The sequence below is a fragment of the Halalkalibacter alkalisediminis genome, from assembly GCF_028610705.1.
Classification (GTDB): domain Bacteria; phylum Bacillota; class Bacilli; order Bacillales; family Bacillaceae_D; genus Halalkalibacter; species Halalkalibacter alkalisediminis.
Genome location: NZ_JAQQWT010000002.1, coordinates 1 through 15,000 on the forward strand (window position 1 = coordinate 1; position 15,000 = coordinate 15,000).

Genomic DNA, 15,000 nt, shown 5'->3' on the forward strand with positions numbered 1-15,000 from the left:
AGGTATTTACTTTTTTGGCTCTAAACAGGAAGAACTTTAAAACTGAAAATTCAGTTAGTTTTTATGCAACACTAGTGATCTTAGTTGAATAAATTTTTATAGATTATTATGAAAATAACAATATTTCAAAATTAGGGGAGTGTTATTATATGAGTTCTGTGAATGTTTGGAATGCAGATTTGTACGATGATAAATTAAGCTTTGTATCTAGTTATGGCAAAGGAGTAGTTGAGCTACTTCAACCACAAAAGGGAGAAAAAATACTTGATTTGGGTTGTGGAACGGGAGATCTTACCTACGAAATTTTCAAGTCAGGTGCGATTGTGACAGGCAGTGATTTCTCAGGAGAAATGATTGAGAAGGCACGTAAAAAGTATCCTCAAATCCCATTCATTGTTGCAAATGGAGAAACATTTAGAACAAATGAAAAGTATGATGCTGTTTTTTCGAATGCAGCCCTTCATTGGATGAAACAAGCTACCAAAGTGGTCGAATCGGTTGAGCTAGCATTACATCCAGGGGGTCGCTTTGTAGCTGAATTTGGTGGCCAAGGAAATGTTCAAACTGTTATTCGGGGAATAACAGAGGTACTCTCTCAAGAATATGGAATGAATGTAGCAGAAAGAAACCCTTGGTATTTTCCAAGTATAGGGGAATATAGTACTATACTTGAACAGTACGGATTTAGAGTATCATATGCTCATCATTTTGATAGACCTACCCCATTAACTGATGGAGAAATGGGGTTGAATCATTGGTTAGATAGTTTTGCGGATGACTTTTTCCCAGAGTTCTCTAAGGAAGAAAAAATAGTTATTTACGAAAAAATAAAAAATAAGATACAATCAACTTTATATAAAGATGGTATATGGGAAGCTGATTATAAACGAATTAGAATTGTTGCGATTAAGAAAAGATAGTTACTGTTACAGTATGGTATATTTAACAGCCTTGGAATTATAAGATCTAAGGCTGTTTTAATTTTCACTAACGAATTTTATGTTAACTAAGCAAGAGTTAGATAAGTACGAGCCAGCTTTAACAGCCTTTGATCTTCAACAAAACCAGCTAATAGTTTGTCAACATTTTTCACTAAAAAACATAAATTACCCATGTTATACTAAAAATGCGCATGCCAAATAACCTTCCGTTAGACTGTTCATGGAAGATTTTTCTGCATTTGGTTAGATATAGTTTCTAAGCAACATCTTGGAAAGTGGTTTTATTTTTTAATATCGCATAGATCCAATGTAAGAGCTTATTAACACAAGCAATAACGGCGACTTTATACAATTTACCTTCACTGCGTTTCTTATCGTAAAATTCTCTTAATCTCTTATTTCTAGGGATTATCTCATCACTTGTTTTCTTTTTACGAGCCTCACGTATTCCAGCACGAACAGCCATATACAAGACATGCCGTAGTCTACTAGAACCACGTTTTGTAATTCGCACGAGGGTGGCTTTAAATTTACCAGATTCAAATACCTCTGGATCAACCCCAGCGAATGCGACAAGCTTTTTAGGGTGATTAAACCGGTCTATCTCACCAATCTCGGAAATAATCGTTGCCGCGATTTTTTCACCAATGCCAGGGATAGATTGGATAATCTTATATTCTTCAATTTCTTTAGCGAGAGTATCTATCTCTGCCTCTAACGTTGATAGATGCTCTTTGTATTGAAGAAGCATATGAATATACATTTTCATACTCAACAAATGACTTTGGTACAAGGTCTTTTGAAATGGGTTGCGAGCTGCCGCAATCTTAAGTTTTTGTACCTTTTCTTTTACCCATTTTTTTGATCCATGCTTATATAACTCTTTTATCCCATTAGCCAAATCATCCTCACTAGCAGCTAAGATATCATCTGATGTAGGATATTTTTGCAAAGTAAGCAAAGATACTACAGAGTATAACTCACCAAAAACTCCTTTATATTCAGGAAATACTTGATCTAACACTGCTTGAAATTGTAACTTGGTTTGTACATATATCTCGGTTATACTCATATGTTGCCTTGTGAGATTACGGAGGTTTAAAAGTCGTATTCCACGTTTTTTATAGGGTTCTAACTCCTCTTTATAGTAAAGCTCACAGAGGCGATAAGCATCAATGGCATCTGTTTTCACTTTTCGTAAACTTGAACTTTTGGCCCTATGAGAAATCAATGGATTGACGATTATTAATAAATAATTCCGTTCCTCCAAATACTGAACAACTGGAGTATGATAATGCCCTGTAGATTCCAATACAACCGGAGGTTGCTGACCGGTCCTATTCTTTATTTCCTTAAGAAACTCAAGTAATAATCCTAAACCTTCAAGATCATGCCGAATACTAAAGCTTTTACGATAAGGTTTTCCTTTATCTAAAAATGCTTGAACTTCACTTTCTCCTTTTGAAACATCCAGACCTACGACTGGATTCATTCTAAATTCCACCTCAAAATAATAGATTACCGGTTTCCCCTAGTTCTCTTGTAGTATCATAGCTTCGCTTGTTATGCGAGATCATAGTCCCAACCAGCCTCAAACATGTTTCTACAAGTAGGGGGCGAACTGTTTTGCGGACGGGGTCTAAGCCCCACGGGCGCGAACGTTCTACCCCGGATACCGTAATCATATATCGATATAAAAAAAGGTCAACCAGAAATAACTGGCTGACCTTATAATACGATCGGGCGCGATTGTTGAACAAGAAGTAAAAGGGTGATACATATTAGTCATGTATAATATGTATCACCCTTTGTTTTTTATGACTTTTTACGAAATAGGTCTTGATAAATTCTAAAGCAACACTAATAACCTTAGAGAGAGAAGTTTTTATAGTCGATCCTCTTGTTTCACCCTAAAAAAACCTATGCATCTCAGATTAAGTATTTTCGTTACAAGAAATAAGATATCAATTAGCCGCCCAAATCGTATAGTGATTTGGGTTTTACTATCCTTGTTAGATCAATGATTATTTATTTTTAACATGAGATCGCATTGCAATGTCATAATTACAAGTTAAAAGGAAGCCTATTTGATTTGTTAATACTATTAACTTCAAAAGGAATTGTAATATTATGTTCAGATACAAGATATTAGTTCCAAATCGAATGCCAAGGTATATATCATATAGAGTAAGTTACGATAAATAAGTGATAGAAACTGAACTTAAAATAGAATTTTTTAGCTGCTTATTAAACTAAGGGGGCCATTCAGAAGGGTATGATTTCTTTTATTGAAGTAACGACGCAAAAAAGTTTAAAACAAAGATCTTTTTTAAAAGGTTTTCCCCAAGACAATTAAAATGCAACATTTTTCAATCTGTCATTAAAGCAATTTTTTAATTGCCATTCAAAAAACAAAACCTTTACAAAAGCAGAAGGACTTAATTAATTTTCCTTAAGCCCTTCCCTTCAAGAATCTCTTGGATACCTTCTTCACAAACCCCATAAGAACGCCAGGAACAAGTCTCACAGACGATTTGAATATCGGAGGTGGTGACATGTTTTCGGATGCGGGATTCAATGTCCTCTCAATACAGAATTTGTCCGATCTTAAGCTCCAATATCTCTAAAATAGCAGCATCTTTTTCATAGATATTGTCGTTTTGGCAGTGGTAAATACCCGAGTTTGGGTATTTTTCACACAACTGATCAGGGCCTTTTACAATTTGAATCCACGTTTGGGGGTTGTCTCTCAAGTTTTGGTGCAAACGCGTCATATTTTCCACGTATTCTTGGGAATAGCCCATTCCCCGATAGCCCAGAAGGCAAAAAAGATGATGACCTCGTAGATTATACATAATTCGCCCCCAGTACGAAAGTTTCAATTGGACATATATGTCAACTAAATATAATGATTAGTTAACATGTATAAATTCATCATAACACATCACACCAATAGGTTTCTTTATTGGATAATGAATGATTCTCCCTCCTTTCTATCTTTACGGACGATAAGCCATCCAAGTTCTACACTGTTAATGTGTTTTCATTCTCTATATACGACTCTATTGAAAAAGCATATTCAGATATGTCATCCATAGCTTCAATGGATTGAGTTATAACTTCTTCAGCCGTTAGTTTAGTTTCTACACAGCCACTAAGAAAAACAATGAATCCTATACATGTAAATAGATATCTTAGTAAAGTCACTGAAACCTCCTGGAAAGTTTCGATTCGTCTTAATGTTAAAAGCTATTTCATATTGTTTCAATTAGTATTATTCAAGTAGGCCATATCATTAATTCTTGCAGAGGTGAAAATAGGTGGGGCCGACTGTCATATGTATTTAACTTGCAGATGATTATGTAAAGAGATACGATTTATGCAAAACGTTAATAGATTAAATGTACGGGAAGGAAGCGAACATGAATAAAAATTTAAAGGTATTAATCATTGAAGATGATCCTAATATAGCAGATCTTATTAAGCTATACACAGAGAAAGCTGGTTTTAAAGTCATTTTAACGAGTAACGGAGATGCTGGTTTATCTGAGTATTTTGATAAAAAACCAGATTTTGTTCTATTAGATATCATGTTACCTGAAACAGATGGATGGGAAGTTTGTCGGGAAATTAGAAAGGATAACCGTTTGATCCCTATAATTATGTTAACGGGAAAAGGGGAAAATTACGACAAAATTAAAGGACTCGATCTAGGGGCAGATGATTATATTGTAAAACCTTTCGATCCGAATGAGTTAATAGCACGTATGAAAGCTGTTATTCGAAGAGCTTACCCGACTCAAGTCTCCAAAGCGAATATTAAGTTGAATTTTTTAACCATCGATATCATACAGTACAAAATTTATCGAAATGATGTTGAGGTGATGATGCCGCCAAAAGAATTAGAGTTATTGTACTTTCTCGCTTTATATCCCAATCAAGTTTTTACAAGGCAGCAGCTACTAGAGAAAATCTGGGGAATGGACTACGAAGGTGATCCTAGAACCATTGATGTACACATCAAGAGAGTCCGCGAAAAAATTGGGGAGCAACCTCCCTTTTGGACATTAAAAACGATAAGAGGAGTCGGTTACAAGTTTGAGGTGAATGGGAGTGCTTAAGAGAAAAAGCATTTTTATTAAATTGTTTTTAACGACGTTATTAATTCTACTTTCGTCGCTAATCTTTTTCGGTGTCGTCTTTAATTATCTCGTTCACAATGTTTTCTTGAATTCTGCAAAAGAAAGTTTAAAACATCAACGCGAGCAGCTAGCTTATCATATTAACCTTGCTAATGAAGAGAACTGGGATGAAAAAATCGTCCAAGCCTCTCTAGAATTAACGTTAAATCAAGAAGATAAGGCTACATTTGTGTTTGATCATCAAGCCAATTTAACCTACCAATCGGAACAAACAGATATAGAAGATTTAATTATTGACAGAGCGCTTATTCAAAAAGCTTTGAATGGGGAAGAGGTTACAAAAAGGATACGTGCGAATAACCATTATATGTTTGTTGTGGCAGCACCTATGCAGATTGAGTCAGCTGATCAACATAATCATGTGATTGTCTCTATTTTACATGGATTCGACAGAGAGGCGAGTCAAATTAAAATCATTAACTTGGTCGCTTTGCTTATAACAGTTGTATTTACGGGAATGATCATTTTCTTCGTTTCAAGAAAAATCACATCACCACTTCGTGAATTGAACCATGCTGTTTTAAAATTTGCAAAAGGTGATTTTTCTAATAAAGTGAAAATCACGACAAATGATGAGATTGGCCAATTAGGAAACAGTGTTAATTACATGGCAAAAGAATTGTCGAGCATAGATCAGATGAGAAAAGATTTTGTTGCGAATGTTTCGCACGATTTACGATCTCCTCTCACTTCCATTAAAGGCTTTTTAGTTGCCCTGTTAGATGGTACAATCCCAGACCAAAGACGAAGTCATTATTTGACCATCATGAAAAGTGAAACAGAAAGACTGATTAAACTAGTCAATGATTTATTAGATATGACCAAACTAGAATCTAATGAATTACAAATACATCGTAAATCCTATAATATATCCGAGCAAGTACGGCAAGTGATTGCAAAAATGGAACCAGAACTTTCAAAACATCTAATAGAAGTAGAGATGCCAGATGAAAAAGATTATTATGTTTTTGCAGACACCGACAGAATTGAACAAGTATTGATTAATTTACTTCAAAATGCCATCCATTTTTCGAAACAACAGGAGATGATTTACGTGAGAATGAACCATAAAAATGAAGATGCGATCATTACCATTGAAGATCATGGAAAAGGAATTAGCGAAGATGAGTTAGAGAGGATATGGGAAAGGTTTTATAAAGTTGATAAATCACGTACAAACAACCTCGGCACGGGAATCGGGTTATCGATCGTCAAGCAAATCATTGATTTGCATGATTCTTCGATCCATGTAGAGAGTGAGGTGGGAATAGGAACGAAATTCACTTTCACACTTCCTTTATCGGGTAAAGAATGAATAAACGAAGTCTGGACTTTCAATATACAGGAAGTTCGGTCTTTTTTTAATGGAGGGGATTTACCTTACGTTATTCTTGTTTGTTCATATTCTGTTCATTTTAACATGTTAAAATGATGGATATTGTGATTTTAAATTTGGGGGTTAATGGAATGATTCGTAATAAAAACGTATGGGCTGCTTTTCTATTAGTATGTATGTTCGTATTAATAGGGTGTAATTCGCAAACTAGTGAAACCGTATCAGGAAATGAAGAAGAAGCAGAGGCGCCTACTCATCCTGTTGAAATAAGTGAAGTCACTCGAGGAGTATTATCAAATGAGCTGAAACTATCAGGAAATGTAATGGCAGGTAAGCATATGCCCGTACTTCCAATGCTCTCAGGTGAAGTGAAAAAGGTACTTGTGAAAAACGGTGACACGGTGAAACGTGGGGATGTTTTAATAGAAATAGATGCTACAGATGTGGATTTAAATATTGCTCAAGCTCGTGCTGGGTTAGAAGCTGCAAGAGCCAACTTAAATAGTTCTAAAAGTATAAGAGAACAAAGCATTAAGCAAGCGGAGTTACAGTTGAATCAAGCAAGAGAAGTTCATGATATGGTTGTAAATGCAGAGAGTAGTTCAGATGTTTTACTCGACGAAGTGCCAGAAGAATTACAAGCCGTTTTCGGTAGCTTGTTAGGCAGTAACATGCCAACACAACAAGATGTCAATCAAGCAAAATCAGCTGTGAAGCAAGCAGAAATGGGTCTAGAACAAGCGAAATCAACTGGGCAAATTGAAGCGGCAGAAGCTTCTGTTAAACAAGCGGAAATTTCTGTTCAAATGGCTGAGCAACAAAAGACACATGCTGTCGTGATGGCACCTATTTCAGGCCAAATTACCGGATTTAATACGGTAGTAGGAGAATTGGTTTCTCCGCAAGCCCCTCTTATGCAATTAGTACAAATGGACGAGCCGATCGTTCAGATTAATGTAACGGAATCGATGTTACCTAATATTAAAATGGATCAAAGTGTAGTCGTTTATATTAACTCTTTTAATCAAAGATATGAAGGGAAAATAAAATATATTAGTTTATTACCTGGTGAGCAAACGCGCTCTTATCCAGTTGAAATTGAGCTAACTGATCCAGAAGACAACCTTAGAGTAGGCATGCTTGCAGAAGTTATCATTGATACAGCTATTGCGAATGAGCAAGTACTCGTTTCAGTTGCAGCGGTATTGGAAGAGAATGATGAATCGTTTATATTTGTGACGAGTGATGGAGAAAAAGTTGAAAGACGTACGGTGGAAATATCGAGTGAAACAACAGAATGGTTTGCCATTGAAAGTGGTGTCAGTGAAGGAGAATTTATGGTTGTCAGAGGCATTCATCAACTATATGACGGAGCACTTATTAATATTCGCAACGATATAAATCCATCTTTTAATGAAGCTGAAGTAGATGAGACAATGCGTGATGAAATAGAAACAGAAGAACTTGAGGAAGAAAATGAAGATACGGATAAGTAACATCTTGATATCGGGGGTACTTTAGTTGAATTTAATCAATGAATCTGTCAAACGACCTGTTGGGGTGATCATACTTGCTCTTGTTATGATCATACTTGGAGGGGTTTCCTTATCTGGCTTGAAAGTAGATTTAATGCCAGATTTGAACCTTCCTATTGCAGTCGTAACAACACCTTATAATGGTGCAGCACCTCAAGAGGTTGAAAACTTAGTGACCCGTCCTTTAGAAGGGGCATTAAGTGCGACCGAAGGATTAGAAACGATGCAATCCATGTCTGCACAAAACCAATCACTTATTTTTATGATGTACGACTTTGATACAAATTTAGATGTTGTCATGCTAGACCTGAGGGAACGAGTCGATATGGTTCGTCAATCTTTACCTGAGGGAGCGGGGACACCAAGCGTGTTGCGTTTTGATCCAAATCAGATGCCTATTATGCAGCTCGGTATTTCGGGAGATATGGATCTAACTAGATTGACCTATATTGCAGAGGATACCTTAGTTCCAAGGTTGGAACGAATTCCTGGAGTCGCTCAAGTCAATTTAACAGGTGGACAAGAAAGAGAAATTATTGTTGAACCAAATTTAACGATCTTACAAGGGTACGGATTAACGATCTCTCAGCTTGCTCAAATTATTGGTGGAGAGAGTATGAGTGCTTCTGCTGGTGAAGTCGAACGGGGGGGACAAGATGTCCCTTTACGAATTATTGGCGATTTTCGCTCTGTTCGTGATATAGAAAAGATTAATATTCCACTAAGAACAGGTGAAACGATAAAACTAACTGAAGTTGCGGAAGTGAAGGATACGTTTAAAGAGATGTCCACGCTTGCCTATTTAAATGGTGAACCAACGTTAAGTTTGGATATTTTAAAGCAATCTGATTCAAATACTGTAGAAGTGTCAAAAGCTGTCAAAAAAGAAATGGAAGTCATTCAAGCAGAACTTACCCAAGGCGTAACGTTAACAACCGTTATGGACACTGCTTTATTTATTAACGATTCCATTAAAAGTGTAGTTTTGAATATGATACTCGGTGGATCAATGGCTGTTTTAGTTTTATTAGTATTTTTAAGAAGTTTCAGAAGTACGTTAATTATTGGTTTATCGATTCCAATTGCCTTAATCTCCGCTTTTACTTTGCTTTATTTTGCGGGAGAAACGCTAAACATTATTACTTTAGGTGGACTAGCTTTAGGGATTGGACTGCTTGTTGATAGTTCGATCGTCATCTTAGAAAATATTTATAAATATAGAGAAAGAGGCTATAGTCGAATTGAATCAGCAAAAAAAGGTGCCTCTGAAGTTTCATCAGCTGTTATTGCTTCTACGTTAACCAGTCTAGTCGTTTTTATTCCGATTGTGTTCACAGGAGGAATTGCGGCAGAGCTATTTATGCCATTAGCTTTAACTGTTGGATTCACGTTACTTGCGTCATTAGTAGTGGCTTTAACGTTTGTTCCGATGTTATCAGGAATTCTCCTTCCAGAACTGAAGGTTGATGAGGATCCTAAAGGTTTAAAGAAATTAAGTGCAAGTATTGGACGATTTTTTGATCTAGTAGACCAAGTGTATCGAAAAATTTTAGGGTGGGCACTTAAACGAAAAAAAACCATTGTTTTTGGAACCTTGCTCTTATTAATAGCTAGTCTTGGAGGAGTGAAATTAGTTGGTGTAGAACTCATGCCTGGATTTGATCAAGGAGAGATTTCTGCAAGCTTTGAAGTACCTCCGGGAACTCCAACTGAAGAAACAAGGAATATAGTAAGTGAATTAGAGCAATTTATATTTGATTCTGGTGTGACTGAAGTCGTTCAAACGTCGATTGGCGGTGGCGGTTTCATGGCTGGTGGCTCTAACGAAGGAGAATTATATATTCGTTTAGTACCTCCAAGTGAAAGAGAACGTACAACAAATGAATTAATAACCGATTTTAGTGCTTTTGCGGAAACTCTACCTGACATAGATGTAAATGTCCGTGCTTTGGAAAGTGAGGGCATGGGTGGTAACCCAATAGAAATTGAACTCCGGGGAGAGGACTTTGATACTCTTAAACTTATTGCCGATGACATTCAGGAAATCATTCGGGACATACCTGGTACAACAAATGTGACACATTCTATGGGTGAAACGAGAACCGAAACTCAAATTCATATTGACCGGGATATTGCTTCACAATATGGATTGAATTACGCTGAAATTATGCAGACCATTACATCAAGTGTAAATGGTCAAATTGCGACATTGATGCGGACGGAAGGACAGGAAATCAATGTCACAGTTGTATTACCTGAAGAACAAAGAAACCATTATAATAGTTTGAAACAACTTCCTTTATTAACACCTGCTGGTGACACGATTCCTCTTTCGGCAGTAGCTGATTTTGTGCAAGCAGATGGTCCGAACGTCATTAACCGACAGAATCAAACTCGTGGTGTCTCGATAACGGGAGATCTTATGGATCGTGACTTAGGAGCCGTCATTACTGATATTGAAAATGAATTAGATCAATATATTTTCCCTGAGGGCTATGATTATCAGACTGGTGGAGACTATGAAATGATGATGGATGCTTTCTTTGACCTTACGCTTGCCTTAGGTCTAGCTATCTTTCTTGTTTATGCTGTAATGGCATTCCAGTTTGAGAAAGTGATCTATCCATTTATTGTTATGTTTAGTTTGCCTGCCACTTTTATTGGAATTATGGCCGGTTTCATCCTAACGGGAAGACCATTAAGTGCTCCAGCGTTTATCGGTGTGATTATGCTAGCAGGTATTGTGGTGAACAATGCGATAGTTTTAGTCGATTATATTAATATTTTAAGAAAACGTGGGTTAACAACTGAAGAAGCGATTTTAGAAGCAGGCCCTACTAGACTACGCCCGATTCTAATGACGATGCTAACAACGGTACTAGCTATGGTTCCACTTGCCCTTGGAATTGGTGAAGGTGCGGAGTTACAGGCGCCGATGGCTACGGTTATTGTGTTTGGGTTATCGTTCTCTACGTTTATAACACTTGTACTCGTACCGGTAATGTACATTTACACAGACCGCTTTACAAATTGGTGGAAAGGCTTATTTTCTCGTCAAAAAAGAATGAATGATGATGAGGTAACCGTTGATTAGTAGCTTGTTTCCTTTGAAGTAGTAACTCATGTAAAATGACTAGCAAATCGTAAATGGATTTGTTAGTCATTTTTTTATAACTGATCTATATTTTGCAAGTGTTATTCATAGAATACAAGGTTACGTTAAAATAATTAAAAATGATGCATAAGCAAATATTGCAGTAAAAACTTTAAGGACATAAAAAAGAGCAACCCTCTACTTTTCTTTAGAGAGTTGCCCTTCATGCTTTCTCATTTAGTCTAATTATTATACCTTCTCTAATTGAGTTGAAAAATATGCATTCATAATCATTTGGATCATTTCTGGAGTTAGCTGTAAATGATTTACACTCGTGCCACTAAGTAATTTTTGAGTATGATCATCATCGAATTGAATCGCGCCTGAAAGATAAACTTGGAAAATGTCAACCATTCCGTTCAGTTTTTCTTCCTCTTTATTCAAATTCAGCTGTTCTGTGTCTTCAGTCACCGCTAGTTGATCAAATGCAAGCGCCTTTTTTAACATAGAAAGCAGTTCAATGTTTTTAGGAGGATTCGGATTCGTAATGTTGTAGATTTTATTTTTTTCAGCATTTAATGTGGCTATGCTTAACACGTCAGCTACATAATCAACAGGGACCAGGTTAGATGTACCGTTCTTATTGGCAACTAAGCGATATGTAGCATTTTTCATGTTGGGTCTCCTTGACACTTTTCTTTTGAAAAGATCGAGAGCCCTCATAAATCCGTATAAGGTGAATTCCGAGTCTGCTTCTCCTGTTTTGGAATCACCGACGATAATAGAAGGTCTAAAGATGGAAACATCCATCTCTTCTGCGTAGGAAAAGACTAAATGCTCGGACTTCACTTTACTCTCTTCATAAGGATTGTGGTAGTCGTCCGTTGGTGAATATAAAGCTTCCACACCTTTTTGTTTTTTACCAACAGTGTAGGCGGTACTCACATAAAGGAATTTGTTGACTTGAATTCTTTTTGCTAATTCCAGGGCATGATAGGTACCGTTATAATTTACCGAAAACAAGTCATCTCTTAAATCAAGGTCAAATTTAACTAACGCTGCTAGGTGATAGAAAACATCAACACTATAATGCAATTGGATCAATTCGACTTCCGTTATACCACAATAAGGAAGCGTGATATCTCCTTTGATAAAATGAATTCTCTGCTGTTCCTCAAGATCGAATTGATCTCTTAATTTCTCGGCTTTTTCAAGATTTCTGACTAGAATAAATAACTCATTATTTGTTCCACTAATTAAATTGTTTATTAATTTTCCACCTAAAAAGCCTGTAGAACCTGTTAAAAATATATTCAAAATAGACACTCCTGTTAGTTTGTCTTAGTTAGCTTGTTTCATTGGCTCTTGTTGTTCAAGTAAAAAAGTTAGAGATAGATCATTAAATTCTTTCGCTCTTTCTAGATTACAAACGTGCCCACATTTTTCAATCACGACTAAGGTTGCATTGGGATCGTTTTCAATATCTTCTTTTAAAGGCCCTATAAATAGATGGTCTTCACTTCCCGATACGTAGAGTTTAGGTATGCCGGATGCGATACGTTGAACATCTTTATAGCTTTCTTCAACCGAATAGCAGGTGTCATACCAACCTAGAAAATTACTTCTTTTCATTTTTATCGCTTCTTTTATAAAAATTATTCTTGATTGTTTATGGTTTGATTTCGGCATCATAATACGTGCGAATAGGCGATATATCCATATATATGGTGTGAAATCTTTGATCGCCTTACCTAACAAAAGTAAGCCTTTTGAAAAGGGGGTGAACCTCGTGACAGTCCCTGCTAATACGGCACTTTTCACACGTTCAGGTGCATCCTGTAAGAGGTAATGAATAATAATAGTGCCAAGGGAAACTCCAACAAAATGGGCTTGTTTTATTCCTAATGAGTTTAAGGTTGTTAAGACTTCCCTTGCTGCGACTTGGTAAGAAAACTCTTCCATATAGGTATGTAAATCTGGGGATTTTCCATGTCCAGGTAATTCAATCGTAATGACATTAAATTCTTTTTTGTAATGCTTGAACTGCTTGTAAAAGATACTAGAGTTGCCACCGAGGCCATGAATTAGAACTAAGTCCTCTTGGTCTTTTTCTCTATTATGAATCTTGTAATCTAACATGCATTCCCCACCTTGTTGTTATAGATCTTTTTATTATAGGCATAGGAAAAGAAGCCTGTCATTGCTTAAATGCTGACGTTTTTTGGAAGGGATTTCTTATAATCGTACCGACCCTTAGTATGAAGCCGTTAAGCGCCAATTAAATTAATGTGTCTAAATCTTGACATTAAAAAAATATCTGTACCAACGGTAAGGGGGCAAACAGAATAGAATATTTTTATCTTATTTGGGTAGATTATGAAAATATTTTTTGGTTAGGAGTGTGTTCAATGACGAAAACAAACAAGGTCGCTCTTTTAACTGGTGGTTCATCTGGCATTGGGAGGGCAAGCGCTATTAAACTTGCACAGAGTGGAGTAAAAGTAGCTCTTGTTGAACTTAAAGAAAAAAATGCTGAAAAAGTCAAACTGGAAATCGAAAAATTTGGTGGAGAAGCAATCGTAACAGATACAGATGTTTCTGATCCTTTAAGAATGGAAGAAAGTCTCCCGCAGGTAATGGAACACTTGGGGCAACTTGATATTGTGTTTGCGAATGCAGGAATCAATGGAAAAGTTGAACCGATTGAAGACTTAACAGCAAAAGAGTGGAATCAGACCATGAGCACAAACTTAAGAAGTACATTTCTATCGGTAAAATTGGCCATCCCTCATATGAAGGAAAATGGAGGCAGCATTATAATTACAAGCTCTATTAACGGAACAAGAACCTTTCGTCATTTGGGAATGTCTGCTTATAGTACTTCAAAAGCTGGACAAGTTGCATTTGGGAAAATGGCAGCTCTCGAGTTAGCTAGATATAAGATACGGGTTAATATGATTTGCCCAGGGGAAATAGAAACTAATATTGGAGAGAATACATTTCGAGGTGAGAATGCTCTAAAAAAAATCAACATTCCTATTGAATTTCCAGAAGGTTCACAACCGTTAGAGCATCAAGCAGGAAAACCAGAGCAAGTAGCGGATCTCGTCGCCTTTTTAGCATCTGAAGCGTCAAACCATATTACAGGAAGCCAAATTTTTATTAATGGTGCTGAATCCTTGTTATAATATAATTAAATTCAGGGTGAAATCTTTTTCTTCTTATCGTGTTTTTGATGGTTTAAACTAAATGGAGTGAATAAATATATCAAAACAGGAAATATAGTTAAAATCATTTCATGTAGGAAAGAGGCAGCCATGATAAAAAGGTGTAAGTGGGCTGAGGAACACGAATTATTAAAAAAGTACCATGATCAAGATTGGGGTGTACCTATTTATTGTGATCAAAAATTATTTGAATATCTGACACTTGAAGGGGCACAAGCTGGTTTAAGTTGGTTAACTGTATTAAAAAAAAGAGAGCATTATCAAAAGGCTTTTCACAACTTTTCTATAGAAAGAGTCGCAGCTTTCACAACAAAAGAATTAGAGGAATTGCTTAAAAATCAACATCTGATTCAGCATCAATTAAAGTTGAAATCTGTCATACATAATGCGAATTGTGTATTGAAAATTCAAGAAGAATTTGGTACTTTCTCTTATTTTCTTTGGTCCTTTGTTGATCATACGACTATTGTGAATCAATGGACATCACATTTAGATGTTCCTTCATACAATACTTTGTCAGAAACTTTAAGTAAGTCTTTAAAATCACATGGTTTTAAATTTATAGGTCCAACTATTTGCTATTCTTTCATGCAGGCTGCCGGTATGATACATGATCATACCGCAGAGTGCTTTAAGTTTGGAACATTAAAATAGGGTGTTTAAGA

General features: G+C 36.2%; 11 protein-coding genes and 1 pseudogene. 7 read left to right on the top strand and 5 right to left on the bottom strand.

The genetic code is table 11. The features are described from left to right. Nucleotides 1-149: 149 nt before the first annotated feature. A complete protein-coding gene (locus PQ474_RS02505) occupies nucleotides 150-920 on the top strand; it encodes a class I SAM-dependent methyltransferase (RefSeq protein ID WP_273840317.1) in 771 nt (256 codons plus the stop codon). Between the two features lie 277 nt (nucleotides 921-1,197). Here the strand turns inward: PQ474_RS02505 and PQ474_RS02510 are convergent, their stop codons facing one another. The 3 genes and pseudogenes from PQ474_RS02510 to PQ474_RS02520 form a co-directional block, all read right to left on the bottom strand. Then, on the bottom strand, nucleotides 1,198-2,433 hold the full coding sequence (locus PQ474_RS02510; protein WP_273840318.1) for an IS110 family RNA-guided transposase: 1,236 nt from the start codon (nucleotides 2,431-2,433) through the stop codon (nucleotides 1,198-1,200). Between the two features lie 946 nt (nucleotides 2,434-3,379). Continuing rightward, nucleotides 3,380-3,796: pseudogene (locus PQ474_RS02515) on the bottom strand (DUF1284 domain-containing protein). Nucleotides 3,797-3,965: 169 nt separating this feature from the next. Then, entirely contained in the window at nucleotides 3,966-4,148 is a 183-nt protein-coding gene (locus tag PQ474_RS02520; RefSeq protein ID WP_273840319.1) for a hypothetical protein, read from the bottom strand. Between the two features lie 215 nt (nucleotides 4,149-4,363). Between PQ474_RS02520 and PQ474_RS02525 the strand changes: the two genes are divergently transcribed. The 4 genes from PQ474_RS02525 (at nucleotide 4,364) to PQ474_RS02540 (ending at nucleotide 11,108) form a co-directional block, all read left to right on the top strand. Further along, nucleotides 4,364-5,062: a response regulator transcription factor gene (locus PQ474_RS02525; RefSeq protein WP_273840322.1), complete on the top strand. Its 699-nt coding sequence runs from the start codon at nucleotides 4,364-4,366 to the stop codon at nucleotides 5,060-5,062. Beyond that, on the top strand, nucleotides 5,055-6,458 hold the full coding sequence (locus PQ474_RS02530) for a sensor histidine kinase (RefSeq protein ID WP_273840323.1): 1,404 nt from the start codon (nucleotides 5,055-5,057) through the stop codon (nucleotides 6,456-6,458). The genes PQ474_RS02525 and PQ474_RS02530 overlap by 8 nt, the downstream gene beginning before the upstream one ends. A gap of 152 nt (nucleotides 6,459-6,610) precedes the next feature. Continuing rightward, on the top strand, nucleotides 6,611-7,975 hold the full coding sequence (locus PQ474_RS02535) for an efflux RND transporter periplasmic adaptor subunit (RefSeq protein WP_273840324.1): 1,365 nt from the start codon (nucleotides 6,611-6,613) through the stop codon (nucleotides 7,973-7,975). A gap of 25 nt (nucleotides 7,976-8,000) precedes the next feature. Beyond that, nucleotides 8,001-11,108, top strand: coding sequence for an efflux RND transporter permease subunit (locus tag PQ474_RS02540; protein WP_273840326.1), 3,108 nt, complete (start codon nucleotides 8,001-8,003; stop codon nucleotides 11,106-11,108). Nucleotides 11,109-11,357: 249 nt separating this feature from the next. On the opposite strand, the gene PQ474_RS02545 is transcribed toward PQ474_RS02540, so the two are convergent. Beyond that, nucleotides 11,358-12,434 carry an SDR family oxidoreductase gene (locus PQ474_RS02545; RefSeq protein ID WP_273840328.1) on the bottom strand — a complete coding sequence of 359 codons (1,077 nt, stop codon included), beginning with the start codon at nucleotides 12,432-12,434 and terminating at the stop codon, nucleotides 11,358-11,360. 15 nt (nucleotides 12,435-12,449) lie between these two features. Further along, nucleotides 12,450-13,247, bottom strand: a complete 798-nt coding sequence (locus tag PQ474_RS02550) for an alpha/beta fold hydrolase (protein WP_273840330.1) — start codon at nucleotides 13,245-13,247, stop codon at nucleotides 12,450-12,452. Nucleotides 13,248-13,516: 269 nt separating this feature from the next. On the opposite strand from PQ474_RS02550, the gene PQ474_RS02555 reads away from it, so the two are divergent. Together PQ474_RS02555 and PQ474_RS02560 are read left to right on the top strand one after the other, a co-directional pair. Further along, nucleotides 13,517-14,296 (top strand): SDR family oxidoreductase, encoded by a 780-nt coding sequence (locus tag PQ474_RS02555; protein ID WP_273840331.1) that lies wholly within the window; start codon nucleotides 13,517-13,519, stop codon nucleotides 14,294-14,296. A 66-nt stretch (nucleotides 14,297-14,362) separates the two neighbouring features. Then, nucleotides 14,363-14,989, top strand: a complete 627-nt coding sequence (locus PQ474_RS02560; RefSeq protein WP_337956305.1) for a DNA-3-methyladenine glycosylase I — start codon at nucleotides 14,363-14,365, stop codon at nucleotides 14,987-14,989. Nucleotides 14,990-15,000 lie beyond the last annotated feature (11 nt).